16 protein-coding genes are annotated in these 18,057 nt (G+C 65.6%); 2 read left to right on the forward strand and 14 right to left on the reverse strand.

The window, feature by feature from the left end; genetic code table 11:
• The first annotated feature begins 71 nt into the window (after positions 1 to 71).
• Entirely contained in the window at positions 72 to 503 is a 432-nt protein-coding gene (locus JOD97_RS23155) for a hypothetical protein (RefSeq protein WP_209723900.1), read from the forward strand.
• A 147-nt stretch (positions 504 to 650) separates the two neighbouring features.
• Here the strand turns inward: JOD97_RS23155 and JOD97_RS23160 are convergent, their stop codons facing one another.
• A complete protein-coding gene (locus tag JOD97_RS23160; RefSeq protein ID WP_209723902.1) occupies positions 651 to 881 on the reverse strand; it encodes a hypothetical protein in 231 nt (76 codons plus the stop codon).
• An 8-nt stretch (positions 882 to 889) separates the two neighbouring features.
• Entirely contained in the window at positions 890 to 2,116 is a 1,227-nt protein-coding gene (locus JOD97_RS23165; RefSeq protein WP_209723904.1) for a Xaa-Pro peptidase family protein, read from the reverse strand.
• Between the two features lie 164 nt (positions 2,117 to 2,280).
• Here JOD97_RS23165 and JOD97_RS23170 point away from each other — a divergent pair, with 164 nt between their 5' ends.
• Positions 2,281 to 3,912, forward strand: coding sequence for an S-layer protein (locus JOD97_RS23170; RefSeq protein ID WP_209723907.1), 1,632 nt, complete (start codon positions 2,281 to 2,283; stop codon positions 3,910 to 3,912).
• Between the two features lie 13 nt (positions 3,913 to 3,925).
• Here the strand turns inward: JOD97_RS23170 and JOD97_RS23175 are convergent, their stop codons facing one another.
• From JOD97_RS23175 to JOD97_RS23230, 12 genes are all read right to left on the reverse strand, one after another.
• The gene (locus JOD97_RS23175) at positions 3,926 to 6,154 is read right to left on the reverse strand and encodes a M4 family metallopeptidase (RefSeq protein WP_209723909.1); all 2,229 of its coding nucleotides are present in this window, start codon (positions 6,152 to 6,154) and stop codon (positions 3,926 to 3,928) included.
• A gap of 129 nt (positions 6,155 to 6,283) precedes the next feature.
• Positions 6,284 to 6,796 (reverse strand): type II secretion system protein, encoded by a 513-nt coding sequence (locus JOD97_RS23180; RefSeq protein ID WP_209723911.1) that lies wholly within the window; start codon positions 6,794 to 6,796, stop codon positions 6,284 to 6,286.
• Positions 6,771 to 7,148 (reverse strand): type II secretion system protein, encoded by a 378-nt coding sequence (locus tag JOD97_RS23185; RefSeq protein ID WP_209723913.1) that lies wholly within the window; start codon positions 7,146 to 7,148, stop codon positions 6,771 to 6,773. The genes JOD97_RS23180 and JOD97_RS23185 overlap by 26 nt, the downstream gene beginning before the upstream one ends.
• A gap of 4 nt (positions 7,149 to 7,152) precedes the next feature.
• Positions 7,153 to 7,653, reverse strand: coding sequence for a type II secretion system protein (locus JOD97_RS23190; protein ID WP_209723915.1), 501 nt, complete (start codon positions 7,651 to 7,653; stop codon positions 7,153 to 7,155).
• 2 nt (positions 7,654 to 7,655) lie between these two features.
• Positions 7,656 to 9,614, reverse strand: coding sequence for a secretin and TonB N-terminal domain-containing protein (locus JOD97_RS23195; RefSeq protein WP_209723917.1), 1,959 nt, complete (start codon positions 9,612 to 9,614; stop codon positions 7,656 to 7,658).
• Positions 9,611 to 10,156, reverse strand: coding sequence for a hypothetical protein (locus tag JOD97_RS23200; protein ID WP_209723919.1), 546 nt, complete (start codon positions 10,154 to 10,156; stop codon positions 9,611 to 9,613). The genes JOD97_RS23195 and JOD97_RS23200 overlap by 4 nt, the downstream gene beginning before the upstream one ends.
• Positions 10,153 to 10,752 (reverse strand): hypothetical protein, encoded by a 600-nt coding sequence (locus JOD97_RS23205; protein WP_209723921.1) that lies wholly within the window; start codon positions 10,750 to 10,752, stop codon positions 10,153 to 10,155. The genes JOD97_RS23200 and JOD97_RS23205 overlap by 4 nt, the downstream gene beginning before the upstream one ends.
• Positions 10,740 to 11,315, reverse strand: a complete 576-nt coding sequence (locus JOD97_RS23210; RefSeq protein ID WP_209723923.1) for a hypothetical protein — start codon at positions 11,313 to 11,315, stop codon at positions 10,740 to 10,742. Before JOD97_RS23210 ends, JOD97_RS23205 begins: the two co-directional genes overlap by 13 nt.
• Positions 11,312 to 12,211, reverse strand: a complete 900-nt coding sequence (locus tag JOD97_RS23215; RefSeq protein ID WP_209723924.1) for a hypothetical protein — start codon at positions 12,209 to 12,211, stop codon at positions 11,312 to 11,314. The genes JOD97_RS23210 and JOD97_RS23215 overlap by 4 nt, the downstream gene beginning before the upstream one ends.
• Positions 12,198 to 13,880, reverse strand: a complete 1,683-nt coding sequence (locus JOD97_RS23220; protein ID WP_209723926.1) for a GspE/PulE family protein — start codon at positions 13,878 to 13,880, stop codon at positions 12,198 to 12,200. The genes JOD97_RS23215 and JOD97_RS23220 overlap by 14 nt, the downstream gene beginning before the upstream one ends.
• Positions 13,877 to 15,079 carry a type II secretion system F family protein gene (locus JOD97_RS23225; RefSeq protein WP_209723928.1) on the reverse strand — a complete coding sequence of 401 codons (1,203 nt, stop codon included), beginning with the start codon at positions 15,077 to 15,079 and terminating at the stop codon, positions 13,877 to 13,879. The genes JOD97_RS23220 and JOD97_RS23225 overlap by 4 nt, the downstream gene beginning before the upstream one ends.
• A 67-nt stretch (positions 15,080 to 15,146) precedes the next feature.
• Complete coding sequence (locus tag JOD97_RS23230; RefSeq protein ID WP_209723930.1) at positions 15,147 to 17,693, reverse strand: M4 family metallopeptidase; 2,547 nt, start codon at positions 17,691 to 17,693, stop codon at positions 15,147 to 15,149.
• Positions 17,694 to 18,057 lie beyond the last annotated feature (364 nt).

Raw genomic sequence — 18,057 nt, forward strand, 5'->3', positions numbered from 1 at the left:
TGGGGAAGGGTGCTTTCCTTTTTTATCGCCGCCGGTCACAATAGCGCTTTATTTTTAAGCAGGCGGCAGTCATGGCGAGCACCATCACCCAACACAAAATCGTACTCAATCCGCTGGAAAATCCCCGCACCTGGGTCACCATCGCGGTAGCGGTGCTATGTTTGGCCGTGGTGACGCAAATGCCGCGCGGGTGGGATCTGGTGGGCGTGCTGCGCATAGTGCTACTGGGTTGCGCCGGCTATATCGGCTCGGCGGCGATCGAGCACCTGCCTGTGCGCGGCATGGTGTCGGCCGAGGGCAGAGCCGCCTTCCTCGGCCGGATCGCGCAGTTCGGCTACGTGCCGGCGGAGGAGACGGCGCAAGGCCGCACCTTCGTGCGCAAGAGCGCGTCGCCGCTGCGCGCGATGTTCGGTCCGATCATCGTCGGCCGGCCTGTGGGCAGCGAATTCCCGGTGACGGTCCCGCTGCGCTTTTATCGCGCGCTCAAGCGCATCCAGGCCTGAATGTCGGCTCCACTCTAAACCGCGCAAACCACGAAAACACGTAGGGCGGATTAGCGTAGCGTAATCCGCCATTGCATGCGCCGCTGGCGGCTCATGCAATGGCGGATTACGGCGTTCCGCCTAATCCGCCCTACGTGATCAAATCGGTTAGCTCAGGACGACTTTTCTAAAGATCTCGTAGGCCACCAGGGCGAAAAAGGCGTAGGCGCACCACGGGATCACAAATGCCGGCACCGCCGCGATGTGGATCGCCTTGTCTAATATCGTGTAGATCGTGGAAAAGGCGAAGGCCGCCGCCAGCACCCAGTTCTTCTGCTTCGTGAAAAGGCCGACACACGTTACCGAGGCGGCCAGGCTGAGGATCGTCGCAATCTGCATGCCGCCCCTCAGCGCGCGAGACCGAACGGATCGTCGATGCTGTGCGCCGGTTCGGTGAACCATTTCGGACCGTTTTCCGTCATGTAGAAATGGTCCTCGTGGCGCACGCCGAATTCGCCGGGGATGCAGATCATCGGCTCGTTCGAGAAGCACATGCCCACATCCAGCGGTGTCTTGTTGCCGCCGACCAGATACGGCCACTCGTGGATATCGAGGCCGATGCCATGACCGGTGCGGTGCGGCAGGCCTGGCAGCTTGTAGCCGGGACCGAAACCGTCGGCCTCCAGCGAACGGCGCGCGGCCTGGTCGACTTCCTCGCACGGTACGCCCAGTTGCGCCGCGTTGAAGGCTGCCAGTTGCGCCGCCTTCTCGCTGTTCCACACCGAACGCTGACGCTCGCTGATCTCGCCGTACACATAGGTGCGCGTGATGTCGGAGATGTAGTTGTGCAGCTTGCAGCCGGTGTCGATCAATACCGTGTCGCCCGGCTTGAGCGTCTGCACGTAACTCACGCCGTGCGGATACGCGGTCGCTTCGCCAAACAGCACGATGACGAAATACGATCCCGACGCGCCGACCTTGCGGTGCGCGCGGTCGATGAATTCCTCCACTTCGACGGTGGTGATGCCTTCGCGCAGAATGCTGGCGGCGGCCACGTGGACTGCCAGCGTCATGTCCTTGGCGCGCTGCATCAGGGCGATTTCGTTCGCCGATTTGCGGCTGCGGCAGTGCGCGGTCACGGTGCTGGCGTTCTCCAGCGCGTAGCCTTCGGCCAGCGGACGGATGCCGTCGTAGATGAAGAAGGCGGCGCTTTCGCAAATGCCGATGCGCGGCGCGGCCGCACCGGCGGCGGGCGCGATGCCCATGCGCTTGAGCGTGTCGACGAATAACTGGTACGGGCTTTCATGCTCGTGCCAGCAATTGACCGGGCCGTCGACCAGCATGAAGTCCTTCAGCGTGCTTTCCTCGAACGCCGGGGCGATGTATTCGACCGCGCCGCTGGCGGGAATGATGGCGCCGACCATGCGTTCGCTGGCGTGCCACTTGGTGCCGGTGAAGTAGGTCATGTTGGCGCCGGCGTTCACATAGATCGCCGCGATGCCCTGTTCGCGCATGAAGGCCTGGGCGCGGGCGACACGCTGCAGATGTTCCTCCTTGCCGATCGGGACCGCGCCCGCCGTCATATCGGATAACGTCGACAAAGCCTGCTCTATGGTCTTTCCGCCAATAGTCATTTTTTTAACATCCCTGTGAGAGTTTTCGAACGTGCGCGGAGCCGGTCCGCGACAGCCCCCGATGATAGCAGTTTTGCGTGCGCCGCCCCGCCGGCCGGTCATCGGCCCGTAACAATCAAATGCTAGTGTGCCGACTTCTCCGCACTCACTTTCAGGACAATAGTATGCAGCGCACCAAAGCCTTCTCCACCCGTCTCCTGCTGATTCCAACCGCGGCCGCCATCGTCGTGGCGGCCGTCGCCTGCGGCGGCAGCGACCAGCCGGTCAACAGCAACGTGCCGCCTTTGCCGAGCGGCCGCTGGATCGCCGGCGACCTGCATACCCATACCACGCAATCGGCCGACACGGACGTCAGCCAGACCCTGGACAAGGTGCTGGGCAAGGCTTTCACCACTTTTGGCCTGGACTGGATGGCGGTGTCCAACCACCTGCGCGTATCGACGCGCGATGAGAAGGGCGCGACCCTGGATTCGTCGATACCGCTGTCGGTCGGCGTCGAGCGCTACGAGATTCCGCACGTGCAGGCCTTGCAGGCGGCGGGAACCTACGCCGACAAGCTCATTTTCAGCGGCTTCGAATGGGACATGCCGACTCACGACCATCTCGGCGTCGGCCTGTTCCAGGGCACCGACAAGCTCACCTCCAGCACCAAGGGCATGAAGGAATTCGAATACCTGTTCACCACCCGCGACCCGGCCATGTTCGACGCCGCCGACGTCGCCGCGTGGAAGGCGAAGTACGGCGAGACCCGCTACAACAAGACCGCCGACGACGCGCTCAAGGCGGTCAGCTGGTTGAAGGACAACTACCCGGACACCAGCTACGCGGTGATCAACCACCCATCCCGCAACAAGGGCAGCTACACGGTCGATGACTTCCGCCGCTTTAACGACATCGCGCCGAACATCATGTTCGCCATCGAAGGCATGGTCGGCAACCAGATGGAACCGGATCGCGGCGGCTACACCGCCGCCTACACGCCTGAAAACGCGCCCCTGCGTGCCTATGGCGGCGTCGATTACGTGGTGGCCAAGGTCGGCGGCGTGTGGGACGCGCTGCTGGGCGAGGGGCGCCGGATCTGGAACCTGACCGATTCGGACACCCACTTCAAGATCGTCAACGGCAACAGCAGCGGCTACTTCCCCGGCGAGTACGCGAAGAACTACGTCTTCAACGGCGCGCAGGGCGTGCCGACCGCGAAGGACCTGCTGCAAGGTCTGCGCTCGGGCAAAATGTTCTCGGTCTACGGCGATTTGATCAACGCGCTGGACTTCAACCTGGCCGGCAAGGATGACCGCAAGGAGATGGGCGGGGAACTGAAGGTCGCCAGCGGCGAGAAGGTGATCGTCACGATCCGCTTCAAGAGCCCCGCCAAGAACAACTACGAGAAACCGGTCGACAGCGGCACCGCCGCCAACGTCAAGCCGGTGGTCGATCACGTCGACCTGATCGTCGGCGATGTCGGACCAAAAGCGGCGCAGGGCAGCGCAGCCTACAGCGTGGCCACCAACGCCAGCACCAGGGTGGTCAAGCGCTTCACCAGCGCCGATTGGAAGGTCGATGCGGACGGCTACTTCAGCATCAGCTACGAGACCACCGCCACCAAGAACCAGTACTACCGCCTGCGCGGCACCAACCTGGGCACCGATGTCGCCGGCCTGACGCAGGGCGGCGAACCGCTGGCCGACCAGCGCACCGGCACCACCGACAACATCCAGCGCTTCAACGACATCAACGACCGTAACTACCGCAGCCTGTGGTTCTATTCGAACCCGGTGTTCGTCACGCTGCGGTAACCGGCGCTCGCCGCTACTTGGCGAGCAGGCTGACCTTGTCGAGGACGAAGGAGGTTTTCAGCGACGCGTCCTCGCGCATGGCGAAGTGCAGCGTCACCTTCTTGCCTTTGAACTCGCTGAGGTCGAAGCTGCGCACCTGGTAGCCGTCGGCCGCACCGGCATTGGAGTAGGTGGCCAGCGTGCGCAGCACCATGCCGAAGCTGTTTCGGACGGTGGCCACCAGCGTGTCGTGGGCGACGCTGGTCTTGTCGGCGCTATCGGTATGCAGCGCGAAGCTGAGCTGCGCGCTGGCCGACGTCGCCGGTATCGTCACCGCCTGGGTCAGCGTTTGCGTGGTCTTTTTGCCTTTGCCGCCCATCCAGGCGAACCGGGTGCCTTCGTACGCGGCCTGGCCGGCCATGCTGCCGATGGCGCTGGTGGTGCCGCGCCAGCCGGTGGTGCCGGCCTCGAAGCCGCCATTGACCACCAGTTCGGTGCCGCCATCGCCGCCGCCAACACCGTCTTCGTCGATATCGGCGCCGACGTTGATGGCCGCGTAGGCGCGCTGCACGGCGATGGCCTCCTTGGAGCTGGCGCCGTACAGTTCCCGCGCCGCCGCCAACACCTTGTCACGCGCGTCCGCGTAGTTGGTCGTCGACGTGAACTTGGTGGTCAGTGCCTTGAACCAGATGCGATAGGCCTTGTCGTTGCCGATGCCGGTCATCGCAGCCGGCTGCTTGACCAGGTATTTGCTGTAATAGTCGCTGGCGGGATCCGCCTTCGAGCCCTGCGACAGGAAGTAGAACATGCGGTTATTGGGGCCGCTCGAATAATGCACGTCCAGGCGCTTGAGGGAGCTGCTCCACGCGTCCGGGCTGTGACCGTCCTTGCTCGGCTTGTACATCCAGCGCAGCGGCTCGCCGCTCTTGCTGATCTCCTTGCCCGTCATCCAATCGTTGCCGGTCGCCGGCACCACGTCGCCGGTGCCGCCGGCGCGCGCGTAGGCTTCCACCATGTCGCCGCCGATGTCGGAGTTCGACTCGTTCAAGCCGCCCGGTTCGCCCGCGTACACCAGGTCCGCCGTGGACGCGGTCACGCCGTGCGACATCTCATGGCCGATCACGTCGATCGATCCCAGGCTGTAGAAAAAGGAGCCGTCGCCGATGTACATGCACTTGCAGCTGTCGTCGTAAAAGGCGTTGTCGTAGTCGCGGTCGACGTGGACGGCGATGTAGGTGGCGGTGTTGTTGCCGTCGAGTGAATGCCATCCTAGCACGTTCTTGTTGGTGTCGTAGGTGTTCATCAGGCCCCATAGCGCGTTGACCGCCGCCGTTTGGCCGTTGGCGTCGGTGGTGCCGCCGCCGTTGTACTGCAGCCCGTCGCCCCACTTGTTGGTGCTGTTGGCGTAGATGCTGCCGGGACTAGGATTGTTGGACGAGCTGTGATCGGCGTTGGTGATGGCCATGCCGCCGAATTTTCCGCCGGTGCCGCGCGTCGCGTCCAGCATCTGGAACGTGCCTCCGGATTGCGATGTACTGATCGGCACCACGCCGTTGTACTGGCTCTTGCCCTCGCCGATGACGGTTTGCAGCGCCTGCCATTGGGCGATGATCGCGCCGGTCTTGGCGTTGACCACGATGTCGTAGTAGAACGGCTTGCCGCCGCTCGCCATGCGGATCTTCACGTAGTAGGCCAGTTCGTGGTGGTCGACCACCTCCTGGACATCGAGCGCATTGAGTTCGGCCTCGGATTTGTTGACGGCGGAGGCCACGCGCACGGTTTTCATCACAGGATAGAGCAGCAGCTCGGCGCTCGGCGCCCAGCGGTGCACGGCGCCCGGCGTAACCGACTTCACGGCGACATCGATGGCCTGTGCGGACGTCAGCGCGGGCGTCAAGTCCATCGGCGTGGCAACCGCGCTGGGGACCAGGCCCGGACGGCGGTCCGACACCGAGGAGCTGACGATCTCGCCGGCGTTGTTGGTGACCACCACCGACTCGGAGCCGAACACCCGCAAGCCTTTGAAGGTGTGCTGCGCGCGCGTGATCTTCTGGCCGACGACGCCGGGATGCTGGCTGCTGACGCGGAAGCTGTAGTCCGAAGGGATGCCGCGCGATCGTTCGAGCGCCGTCAGCTTCGATACCAGTCCCGCGCTCTCCTGCGGGGACGGGGGCGCGACCGGCGCCGCCATCAATTGAATGCCCGCTTGCGCGGTGCCGGCCACGGCGATGCATGCGGCTAGTAAAGGGGTGTGCAAATTCATCTCGTCCTCCCGAATCCGTTCCGGCGGGCATCGATTGATGGCGCCGATTCCGCAAAAAGCGGATGAACCACGCTAGATCGTCGGCGCACGGGTCGTTATGTCGCAGATCAAAATATTATGAACTATGCACTACTTTTTGTCGCCGCCCGGCGAGGCGGTGAACAGGTCGTGGGGATACGTGAAAATCCAGTCGGCGTAGCGCGATTTCCTGGCCAGGCCGGCGTCGTCGTCGTCGAAGTTATCCTGTTTGATCGGCCGCATCGTCGACGTCGAGCGCACGCCGACGATGCGGCCCTGCTGCAGCACCAGGGCCCATTCGGCCTTGCCGGTGACCGGGTCGGCGTACAGGCGGCGCAGGTGCCGGCGGGGACTCGGGAAGCGCGGGTCCTTCAGCAAGTCCTCGAGCGTCAGCGGATACTGGTTCTGGCCCGCCGCGCCGGCGTTGTAGTAGCGCTCCAGCGCGTGGCGGAACTCGTGGCCGATGAAGAGCAGCTCGCGCTCCTTGTCGCGCCGCGCCGCCGTCGCGTACAGGTCCGCGCCGATGGTCAGGCCGACGCCCATGAAGGCCACCAGCATCAGCGTCCACAGATAGGCGAAGCCGCGCTGGCGACGCCGGCTACAGCTGTTGATACGGCGTGCCATCGCGGGTCTTTCCTTTGGCGCCGCTGCGGATGTCGGCCACGCCGGGTTTTTCGGCGTCGGCCGACGGCAGCAACTGCCAGGTCGATGCCGATTCCGTCACCGGATCCAGCGGGATTTTTCGGAAGTAGTGGTGGTTCACCAGATCGGCCAGCGCGGCCGGGTATTCGCCCTTGTCGGCGTAGTACTTGTCGATGCCGCTGCGCAGGACCTGCAGGTTCTCCTTCAACGCGATTTCCTTCGATTTGTCGACCGAGCTGAAATAGCGGGGCAGGGCGACCGTCAGCAGCAGCGATATGATCGCCAGCACCACCAGCAGTTCGACCAGCGTGAATCCCTTGGGTTTTTGGATCATGGCGTCACCATTGTCGCAGCGGGATGCCGTTCAATCCCGTTTTAGTGGAGCGTGAACTGATGTCGAAGACGTCCTCGCCCTCGGTCGGATTGTCCGGCGGGGACGCGTAGGAGCGCAGCGCCCAGCCGCCGCCGGCGCCGCCGCTGGCGAAGCCGTTGCCGTTGCCTTCCGGCGGCGCGAAGGGATCGCGCGGCAGGCGGCGCAGGAAGTACATATTCTGCTTGCGCGGACTGCGTATGTCCGGCACCCCGTTGACCAGGTCCTCCAGCTTCTTCGGATAGCCGGAGTCGCCGATCGCCAGTTTGATGCGGCCGTTGTCGGCGGCGCGCTTGTAGGCGTCGATGGCTTCGCGGATCTCGATCAGCGCGGTGCGCAGCTGGCGTTCCTGCTCGCGCTGCACCGCCACCTGCGCCATCGGCGCGGCCACCATCGCCAGCGTGGCGAGGATGGCCAGCGTGATCATCAGCTCGATGAAGGTGAAACCGCGCGCGTTCTTGCCATGCATGGCTATTTTCCCTTCCCTGGCGAATACGGCGTTTGGCCGGCGGGTTCCGGTTTTGCCGCCTGCGGCGCCGGCGCGCTATCCGATCCGGTCATGCCGGAACCGCCGAACGCGCCGCCCGGCGCCGGGCTGTCGGCCTGCGGCTGCGTTGGCGCGCTGTCGGCGGCCATTTGGGGGACGTCGCCGGCGGAGGCCAGCGTCACGCCGGATTGACCGCGTCCGCCGGCATCGGATTCGGTGCCGGAGTAGAATTCCGCCGCCGGCAGCTCCGGACGCTGGATCGAGCGCAGGATGCGCGGCGTGATCGACAGCACGATCTCGCTGCGGGTCGAATCGTCCTTCTGGCTGCCGAACAGGCGGCTCATCATCGGCAAGTCGCCGATGCCGGGCACCTTGTTGGCGGTGGTGCGGTCCTCGTCGCTGATCAGCCCCGCCAGCACCTGGGTCTCGCCGTCCTTCAGGCGCAGCACCGTGGCCGCGCTGCGGGTGCCGATCTGGTAGGCCTGGGTGCCGGATTTGCTGATGATCTCCTTGACCACGCTGCTGACCTCCAGGTTGATCTTGATGGCCACTTCGTCGTCCAGATACACATTCGGTTCGACATCGAGCTTCAGGCCCACGTCCACGTAATTGACGCTGTCGGCGCTGACGCCGTTATTGGTCGTCACCGTGATCACCGGCACGCGGTCGCCGATCAGCACCTTGGCCTTGTCCTTGTTACGCACGCGGATGCGCGGATTGGCCAGGATATTGCTGTCCGAATCGGTCTTGTTGGCGTTCAGTTTGACCGAGCCCAGTTCGAGGCCGATCTTGCTGCCGTTGATATGCCGCAGGTCACCCACATTGAGCGCGCCGAACTCGCCGCTGCCGAGCAGCGTCAGGCCGGCCGAATCGGGCCAGCGTATGCCCAGCTCCTGGCCGCGCGTGCGCTTCACCTCCAGCACCTCCACCTCCAGCATCACCTCCGGGTCGGCGACGTCCTGCATCGAGATGATCCGTTCGGCCATGCGTATCATGGCCGGCGTGTCGCGCATGATGATGCTGCCGATACGGTCGTCGGTGACGATGTCCCTGGCCTTGAGCAGCGTCTTGAGCGAGAATGCCACCGTCTTGACGTCGGCGTTCGCCAGCAGGAAGTTACGCACCACCAGCTGCTGGTAGTCCTTCACCTTTTGCGGATTGTTCGGATAGATGGTGATGGAGCGGTCGCCCGTGACGGTTTGCTCCAGCTGGTTGGCGCTCAACAGCATGCCGATGGCCTCCTCGATGCTGGTGTCGCGCACCGAGATCGTGGCCCGCAGCGCCGGATCGACATCGCGGTCGAAGACGAAATTCAGGCCGGACACCTTGCCGATGAAATCGAACACGGCGCGCACCGGCGCGTCGCGGAACTCCAGCGTGACCGGTTTTCTGTAGGCTGCGGCCAGCCGTCCGCTGGCCGGCCGCAGGCGGGTTTGCGCGTCGTTCAGCCGCGCCTTCAGCCGCAGCAGGTCGCGCTGGCCGGGCCGCTGCGCCAGCAGGGGGCGCAGCAGCTCCTGGGCCTGGACCAGCTCCGCCTCGCCGCCGCGCTGGTAAAGCGCCTCGGCATCGGCCATCACCTGCTGGTTGCGCTGGTCCTGGGTCAGCGCCGACAGGCCCTGGCGCGCGACCTGGTTCGCCGGATCGATCGCCAGCGCCTGCTCATACAGTTTGGCCGCGTCGGCGCCCTGGCCCTTGAGGCGCAGTGCGTCGGCGCGGCTGTTCATGGCGTTGACCAGCTTAAGCTTGCGGTTCAGCAGGACGATGCGGTATTCGGCGTTATGCGGATCTTCCTGGGCCGCCTGTTCCAGCTTGGCCAGGCCTTGATCGATCTGGCCGGCGTCCAGCAGCGCGTTGCCTTCCTTGAAGGTCTGGTTGCCGGCGCAGGCGCACAGCAGCAGACTGGCGGCGGCGATGTGCAGACGCGTGACGATGGTCTTGTTCAATTGGTGTCCCCTACGACGAGAGATTGTTTCTGGTTGAGCGGCAGGTAGACGAAATTCATCGTGTCGCCGCTGACGCTGTCGAGCAGGTAGCTGTCGTTGACTTTTTCGCCGGGGCGGGCGACCACGTTCTGGCCGTCGATCTGCAGGAAGTAGGCGGTCTTGCCGTCGTCCGTGAAGCGCCCCATGAACTGGAACGGCAGCGGCGGCGGGCCCGATGGCGCCGCGGCCTGATGCTGTTGCGGCGCTTGTTCCGCCATCACCTTGAGCGGCGACCGTGGCGCCCAGCTTTGTTTGGCGAAGACATTGCCCGGTTCATCGTCTTCCACCCGGGAGTGGATTTGCAGATCGATCGCGGATGGCGGCGCGGTCTCCATGGCGGGGAGTGCGGCGGCAGGCGCCTCCAATTGCGGGTTGCCTGCGGGCGCGGACGCCTCGCGCGTGGTGGCCGCCGCCGGGCCGACCACGCCCCCGTCCTGATCCGGCGCGAACCACGCCGCCAGCAAGGTCGCCACGGCCGCCGTGCCAAGTACGATTTTCCTCATCGCCGTTCCTCCTGCCGACGCACCAGCAAAACGAACTGGATACGGGCTTCGACCTCGCCGGCCTCGATCTGCTCCCGCTTGAAGGCGACCGATTCCAGCGTCAGCGTCGGCAGCGTTTGAAGCGCCGTGATCAAAAAGCTTTGCACGTTGGCGAAATCGGCCTTGACCGGCAGCGTGATCCGGTAGCGGAGAAATCCCGCGTTGCCGTCCTGTTCCGGCTTGTATTCGGCCTTGGCCAGCGGGATATTGCTCTGTTGTGCCACCCGCACCAGTTCCTTGAGCTGGTCGGGGATCGCGTCGTGCGCAGGCAGATGGTCGAAGAACGCGGCGACACCGCTGGCGGTGGTCACCACGGGCGCCTGCGGAGCCGCCGCCGTGCGCGCGGCGATGTTCAATTGCGCGGCCAACGCGGTGCGCCGTTGCTCCAGTTGCGTCGCATGCCACTGGGCCAGCAGCGCAAGCAGGGCGCAGCCGATGCCGACGACCGCACCGGTGCCGGTGAGTCGGATCGTGCGGCGTGCTTCCCAGGCCAGCCGGTGCGGGAGGTTAGGAGCGACCTTCAGTTTTAAAACCTCGCTGGTCTTTATTGCCGCCATTGCGCCTCCAGCTGGAATTGATAGGGGCGCTCGCCGGTGCCGGTCGCCGCGCCCGTCATCTCATGTTTGAGCAGATACACCGACCGGAACATCCGCTGCTGATTAAGGAAGGCCAGGTAGTTGATCATGTCCTGCGCGGTTTCCGCCTCGGCGCTGATTTTCAGCGTGCCGGCCGGCGTCGACGGGGCGGCCGCCTGGCCGTCCTGGGCCGGCTCGCCATTCAGGTCCAGGCCGAGCAGCGCGATGCGCATATCCTCCCGCGCCTCGATCGTCTTGAGCAGGCGGGTGACGGGCAGGTTCAATTGACGCACCGCCTCGGCCACCGCCTTCACCTGCAGATCCAGTTGCTGCTGCTGCGCCGGCGCCAGCGCGGGGCGGGTCAGGCGCCGTGGTTGCAGCGCGGCCGACTGCGCGTCCAGGCGGGCTTGCAACCGGCCGACGGTTTGCCACTGCGCCATCCAGTTGACGGCCGCCGGCAGCAGCATCAGCACCCCTATGGCAAGCACCGCCAGGCGCCAGCCGGCCAGCGGCGTGGCGCGCCGCACAAAGTCAAGCCGGGTCATGCCGCCGCTCCCGATGGCGTTGCGCCGGCCTGTTTCGCCGGCTCCTTCGCTGGCGACGCGCCGATGGAGCCGAATGGATGGGGAACCATGCGGAAGCGCGGCGGCAGCGCCTCCGCGACCAGTTGCACGATGGCGCCAGGCGCGGTGGCGGGTGCGGCGCTCAAATCCACCACGGCGACATGCTCGATGGCGGCCAGCTCCGGCACGCGCAGGGTCCAGCGCTGCCAGGCCTGGGGCAGCTCCTGCCGCCAGCCGCCGCCGGCCGGCTGCGACTGCAGCGCCGCCACGCGTCCGCGATCCAGGGCCGCCATGGTGATGCGACCGGGTTCGATCAACGCCAGCGCGGCGGCTGGCGCGCGCAACTCGTCCGCCGCCAGGGAGCGCAGCGCGGTGCACAGCAGCGGTTCGATGGCCCGGCACGGGTGGCCGCATTCGCCGGCCAGCTCCTTGATCGCGTGCAGCAGCGTGGCATCGACGCCGCAGACGGTGCGCGCCTGTCCGTAAGGCGCGTCGTCGCCGGCGATATGCCAGCCGCGCGCGGCGTCGCCGTAAAGGGCGGTCAGTTGCGATTGCAAAAAGTGGGCGGCGGCCGGCTCCGACAGCAGCGCGTCGCTCCACGGCGCCACCACCATGTGGCTCCAGCGGCCGGACAGGCTGACCTCCAGCGGCAGACCGGCCCACGCGGCCGGGGCTTCCATCAGCAGCGCGCGCAGCGCATCCAGGCTGGCTTGCCAATGGCCGCCGGGATTGGCGAAAGCTATCCGCCGCGCGCCATCGTCGACGGGGCGCCGTCCCTGGCGCACCACGCACGACAGCTGCCCCGGCGCCAGCAGGATGGCCAGGCTGCGCGGCCTTGCCGGCTGGAGCGGCCGGATCAGACGTTCAATAAGTGACACGATTGAGCTCCAGTAAAGTGGTTTCCCCCTGCCGCACCAGATCCAGCCCGGCGCTGCGCGCCAGCCGGAATCCCATCGTCGCGGCTTCCTCCTTCATGCGCGAAACCGGCGCGCGGGTGCAGATCATTTCGCGCATGGCGTCGTTCAAGATCAATACCTCCGCCACGGCCTTGCGGCCCTTGTAGCCGGTGCCGCGGCAATGCCCGCAGCCGGCGCCCGCCTTGAAGCGCCATTCGCCGACCTGATCCGGCGTCAGGCCGCTGTCCTTCAAGTCCTGCGGATCGGGTTCGATATCGACCGCGCAATGCTCGCAATTGAGCCGCAGCAGCCGCTGCGCGACGATGCCGTTCAGCGCGGCGGCAAAGCTGTACGGGTCCACGCCCATGTGCAGGAAGCGGCCGACCACGTCGAACACGTTGTTGGCGTGGACGGTCGTAAAGACAAGGTGGCCCGTCAGCGAGGCCTGCACCGCGATCTGCGCCGTTTCGTCGTCGCGGATTTCGCCGATCATGATCTTGTCCGGATCGTGCCGCAGGATGGAGCGCAGGCCGCGCGCGAAGGTCAGGCCCTTCTTTTCGTTGACGGGAATTTGCAGCACGCGCGGCAGGCGGTACTCCACCGGATCCTCGATGGTGACGATCTTGTCGCGTCCCGTGTTGATCTCGGTGATGGCCGCGTACAGCGTGGTGGTCTTGCCGGAGCCGGTCGGCCCGGTCACCAGCAGCATGCCGTGCGGCTTGGCGGCCAGGCGCCGGATCTGCACGATGGCGTCGCTGTTGAGGCCCAGGCTTTCCAGCCGCAGCGCCTGCGCGGCCTCGGTCAGCGCGCGTCGGTCCAGCAGCCGCAGCACCGCGTCCTCGCCGAAGATGTTGGGCATGATCGAGACGCGGAAATCGATCTCGCTGCCCTTGACGCGCACCTTGAAGCGGCCGTCCTGCGGCACGCGGCGCTCGGCGATGTCCAGTTCCGCCAGCACCTTGATGCGGGAGATGATCTGCTCCGCCATCTGCAGGCCCTGCACCTGGCCGGCCTGCACCAGCACCCCGTCGACGCGGTATTTGATGACCAGGCTGGCCGCGTCGCATTCGAGGTGGATATCGCTGGCCTGGAATTTGAGGGCGTCGTAGATGGTCGAGTTGACCAGCTTGACGACCGGGCTGCTGTCTTCGCTGATGCGTATCAGCGAGATGTCCTCGATGCTCTGATCGAGGCCGGCCAGCTCGCCGTGGCTGCCGTCCTCCATCATGTCCTGCATGGCCTGCTGCACGTTCTCCTGCTGCGCCAGATAGGCCGTCAGGTCGTCCGGATGCGCCAGCGCCACCGTGTAGCCGGCGCCGATCGCGTAGTCGGCCCACTGCAAGGTGTCGTCCGCGAACGGATTGCCGATGACGAGCACCGGCGGGCCGCCCTCCGCGCGCAGCAGCACGCATTCGCGCTGGGCGCAATCGGTGAAGGGCAGCAGGTCGAAAGCGGGCATCGCCGCCTGCAGTCTGGCCATCGGCCAGGCCGGATAGCAGAACAACTGCGCCAGCTGGCGCGTGAATTCCTCCGGCGTCAGGCCCGATGCCTCCTCCATCACCGTCATCGGCGGGCGGCCCTGCGCCAGCGCGGCGGCGCGCGCGTTGTGCAGCATCTCGGGGCCGAGGACGGCCGGTTCGCGTGCATTCATGACAAACTCCCCGCCAACTCGAAGATCGGCATGTACATCAACACCACCACGCCGCCGATCACCACCCCGATCAGCGTCATCAACACCGGCTCGAGCAGGCGCGAAGCCCAATCGACCCAGCGCGCGAATTCCTCGTCGTGGAACTTGGCCGAGCGTTCCAGCATGTCGCCCAGGCGGCCGGTGTTCTCGCCCACCTTGAGCAGCGATTGCGCCACCGGCGTGGCGAGCGCGTTCTGTTCCAGCGCGGTGGAAAAGGGCAGCCCCTGTTCGACCGCACGCCGTGTCTGCACCAGCTGCTGTTGTTGCGCGGGCAGCAGCATGGCGTTGGTCATCGCCAGCGCCCTGGCCAGCGGTATGCCCGCGTGCAGCAGCAGGCTGAGGGCGCGGTAAAAACGCGCCAGCCGGAATTCGGCCGCCTTGGCCGACAACACCGGCAGCCGCAGCACCGCCAGCACCAGCCGCTGGCGCAGCGCGGCGTTGGCCAGGCCGACCACCACGGCCAGGCAGATGGCGCCCAGCGCGCCGGCGCACAGCCACGGGTGGGCCGCCAGCGTTTGGCCGAAGCCGAGCAGCATCCGCGACGCCCAGGGGATGTCACGGCCGGAGCTTTCGTACACCACGCTGAATTTGGGCACCACGTACCCCATCAAGAACAGCGTGACCAGCGTGCCGACCACCAGCAGCATGGCCGGATAGATCGCCGCCGAGACGAGTTTTTTGCGGATGGCGTCGAACTGCAGCTGGTAGCCGACGAAGCGCGCCAGCGCCTCGGGCAGGTTGCCGGAGCGTTCGGCCGCGCGCACGGTGGCGACGTACAGTTCGGGGAAGACGGCCGGGAAGTCGGCCAGGGTGTCGGAAAAGCTTTTGCCTTGCTGGAGCGAGCGCTGGATCGCCGTCAGCGTGGCGCGCGCGCCAGCGCGGCTTTCCTTGTTGAGCAGCGTGGCGGTGGCCTCGCTCAGATTGAGTCCCGCTTCAAGCAGCGCCAGTAGCTCCTGGCTGAATTGCAGCAGCGGGAACGGCTGCTTGCTGATACCGGAGCGTACACGCTCCCCCGCACCCGTGTTGCCGGTGCCGTCGATGGCCAGCACGCGCCAGCCGTTGCGCGCCGCCTGCCGGATCGCCTCCGCCTCGCTGGCGGCGTCGATCGCTATGGTTTGCCGGCCGCCAGGCCCGCCCTGCACTTGTAATCGAAACTGCATCGCATTCTTTGGCTTCCTGGTCAAAAACAGGGCGGCGACCGATGTGCCGGCGCCGCCCCCTTTACCCTTATTGCGTGATCAGGCTGACCTTATCGACCACGAACGAGGTTTGCAGCGACGAATCCTCCGTCATCGCGAACGACAGCGTCACCGTCTGGCCCTTGTAGGAGACCAGGTTGAAGCTGCGGGTCTGGTAGCCGCTGGCCGCGTTGGCATTCGAGTACGTGGCCAGGGTTCCCAGCACGGTGCCCGCGCTGTTTTTCACGGTCACGACCAGTTTGTCGTAGGCGGTGCTGCCGCTTTCGGCGGTGTCGATATGCAGCGCGAACGTCAGCGTGGCGGCGGTGGCGGTCGACGGAATCGCCACGCTCTGGGTCAGCGTTTCGGTCGCCGTTGCGCCGTTGCCGCCCAACCAGGCGTAACGCGTGCCCTCGAACGCCGTCTGGCCGGTGAAGGTGCCGATCACGCCGGTGGTGCCGGCCCAACCGGTGGTGCCGGACTCGAAGCCGCCGTTGACGATCTTCTCGGACGAGCTGCTGCTGCCGACGGTCAGCGTGGCGTTGCCCGAGGTCGCGGTCTTGACCGGCGACGACGAATCGCTGACGACGGCGTTGAACACCGCGCCGTTGTCGGCCGTTTGCGCCGTCAACGAATAGGTGGCCGAGGTGGCGCCGCTGATCACCGCGCCGTTGCGGTACCACTTGTAGGTGTACGGCGAGGTGCCGCCGCTGGCGCCCACGCTGAACGAGGCGGTGGCGCCGGCGGCCACGGTCACGCTGGCCGGCTGGGTCGTGATCGAGACGCCGGAGCCGCCGGCCACTTCGTCGACGTCGGCGCCCACGTTGATGGCCGCGTAGGCGCGCTGCACGGCGATGGCTTCCTTCGAGCCGGTGCCGTACAGCTCCTGCGCCGCCAGCAGCACCTTGGCGCGGGCGTCGGCGTAGTTGGTCGACGACGTGAACTTGGTGGTCAGCGCCTTGAACCAGATGCGATAGGCCTTGTCGTTGCCGATACCGGTCATCGCGGCCGGGCTCTTGGTCAGATACTGGCTGTAGTAGTCGCTGCTGGAGGTGGCGTTCGATCCCTGCGACAGGAAGTAGAACATGCGGTTGTTAGGACCGCTCGACAGGTGGACGTCGAGGTTCTTGATCGTGCTGCTCCACGCGTTCGGGCTGGCGCCGTCCTTGCTCGGTTTGTACAGCCAGCGCAGCGGCTGGCCGCTCTTGGAGATCTCCTTGCCGGTCATCCAGTCGTTGCCGGCCGGGACGACGGTGCCGGTGCCGCCGGCGCGGGCGTAGGCTTCGACCATCTCGCCGCCGATGTCGGAGTTCGATTCGTTCAAGCCGCCCGACTCGCCGGCATAGGTCAGGTTGGAGGTGGCGTCGGTGATCCCGTGCGACATCTCGTGGCCGATCACGTCGATCGAACCCAGGTTGTTGAAGCTGCTGCCGCCGTCGCCGATGTACATGCATTTGCAGCTCGGATCGAAGAAGGCGTTGTCGTAGGCGGTATCGACGTGGGCGGCGATGTAGGTCGCCGTGTTGTTGCCGTCGAGGGACTGCCAACCCAGCACGTTCTTGTTGGTGTCGTAGGTGTTCATCAGGCCCCACAGCGCGTTGACGGCGGCGGTCTGGCCGTTGGCGTTGGTGGTGCTGCCGCCGGCGATGTACTGCTTGCCGTCGCCCCAGGTGTTGGTGCTGTTGGTGTAGATGGTGCCCGGGCTCGGGCTGTCGGCCGATGCGTGGTTGGCGTTGGTGATGGCCATGCCGCCGAACTTGCCGCCGGTGCCGCGCGTGGAGTCGAGCATCTGGAAGGTGCTGCCCGATTGCGAGGTGTTGATCGGGACCGCGCCGTTGTACTGGCTGTTGCCGGTGCCGACCACGGTTTGCAGCGCTTTCCATTGCGCGACGACGGCGCCGGTCTTGGCGTCGAGGATGGTGTCGTAGTAGACCGGCTTGCGGTCCTGCGACATGCGCGTTTGCACATAGTAGGCCAGCACGTAGCGGTCGACCACTTCCTCCAGATCCGTCGCGTTGAGCGCGGCCTCGGATTTGTTGAGGGCCGACGGCACGCGCACCGATTTCATCACCGGATAGATCAGCAGCTCGGCGCTTGGCGCCCAGCGGTGCACGGCGCGCGGCGAAACCACCTTGACCACCTTGTCGATCGCCTCGGTGGCGCTCAGCGCCGGCGTCAGGTCCGCCACCGCGGCGGCCAGCGGACGGCCGGAGTCCGCGCCGGCGTTGGCGCCGTTCGCGTTCAATCCGGCGCGGCGGTCGGCCACCGATTCGCTGACGATGTCGCCGGCGCTGTTGGTCACCACCACCGATTCGGAACCGAACACGCGCAGGCCTTTGTAGGTGTGCTGCGCGCGGGTGATCTTCTGGCCGACGACGCCGGGGTGCTGGCTTGCGATGCGGAAGCCGTTGTCGCCGCCGACGCCGCGCTGGGCGTCGAGGGCGGTCAGTTTGGCGACCAGTCCCGCGCTCTCTTGTGGAGAGGCGAGGTTGACTGGCGCCGCCATCAGCGGGCCGGCCGCGTGCGCGGCGTTGGTGGCCAGGATCGGCAATGCGGCGACGACGGATGCGGTAAGTAGGGTCTTACGTAGGTTCATCTCTTCTCCAGGATAGGTGTGTGCGCGAAGGTTTGCCTGGCCATGGTGGCGGCCAACTCGGCGTCTCCGATGCCGCGCTGGCGGATGGCTGTGCGGCGATTTTTGTGCGTCAAAACGGCGAGTAGAGGGGACACTATTCTTTTCAAGATCGCGATGTCAAAAAATTTAGAAAATTGGTCGCGGATGAAAAAAATGTCTCAAATGAGACATTTCGCGGGCGTGGCTATCACTTTGGAGGGGCTTGGCGCTAACACGGAAGACGCATTAGCACGCGCACGATTGGCGCAATTTGTCGCAAATCAATCAGGAAGTTGATCGTTGACATAAGTTTCGGTTGCTACGCAACACTATGCTCATCTTTTCA

The organism is Duganella sp. 1411, from assembly GCF_017833525.1.
In the GTDB taxonomy this organism is placed as follows: Bacteria; Pseudomonadota; Gammaproteobacteria; order Burkholderiales; family Burkholderiaceae_D; genus Rugamonas.

Coding starts and splice junctions, on each gene's coding strand:
- JOD97_RS23155 (WP_209723900.1), top strand. CDS start 72: ATGGCGAGCACCATCACCCAACACAAAATCGTACTCAATCCGCTGGAA.
- JOD97_RS23160 (WP_209723902.1), bottom strand. CDS start 881: ATGCAGATTGCGACGATCCTCAGCCTGGCCGCCTCGGTAACGTGTGTC.
- JOD97_RS23165 (WP_209723904.1), bottom strand. CDS start 2,116: ATGACTATTGGCGGAAAGACCATAGAGCAGGCTTTGTCGACGTTATCC.
- JOD97_RS23170 (WP_209723907.1), top strand. CDS start 2,281: ATGCAGCGCACCAAAGCCTTCTCCACCCGTCTCCTGCTGATTCCAACC.
- JOD97_RS23175 (WP_209723909.1), bottom strand. CDS start 6,154: ATGAATTTGCACACCCCTTTACTAGCCGCATGCATCGCCGTGGCCGGC.
- JOD97_RS23180 (WP_209723911.1), bottom strand. CDS start 6,796: ATGGCACGCCGTATCAACAGCTGTAGCCGGCGTCGCCAGCGCGGCTTC.
- JOD97_RS23185 (WP_209723913.1), bottom strand. CDS start 7,148: ATGATCCAAAAACCCAAGGGATTCACGCTGGTCGAACTGCTGGTGGTG.
- JOD97_RS23190 (WP_209723915.1), bottom strand. CDS start 7,653: ATGCATGGCAAGAACGCGCGCGGTTTCACCTTCATCGAGCTGATGATC.
- JOD97_RS23200 (WP_209723919.1), bottom strand. CDS start 10,156: ATGAGGAAAATCGTACTTGGCACGGCGGCCGTGGCGACCTTGCTGGCG.
- JOD97_RS23205 (WP_209723921.1), bottom strand. CDS start 10,752: ATGGCGGCAATAAAGACCAGCGAGGTTTTAAAACTGAAGGTCGCTCCT.
- JOD97_RS23210 (WP_209723923.1), bottom strand. CDS start 11,315: ATGACCCGGCTTGACTTTGTGCGGCGCGCCACGCCGCTGGCCGGCTGG.
- JOD97_RS23220 (WP_209723926.1), bottom strand. CDS start 13,880: ATGAATGCACGCGAACCGGCCGTCCTCGGCCCCGAGATGCTGCACAAC.
- JOD97_RS23225 (WP_209723928.1), bottom strand. CDS start 15,079: ATGCAGTTTCGATTACAAGTGCAGGGCGGGCCTGGCGGCCGGCAAACC.
- JOD97_RS23230 (WP_209723930.1), bottom strand. CDS start 17,693: ATGAACCTACGTAAGACCCTACTTACCGCATCCGTCGTCGCCGCATTG.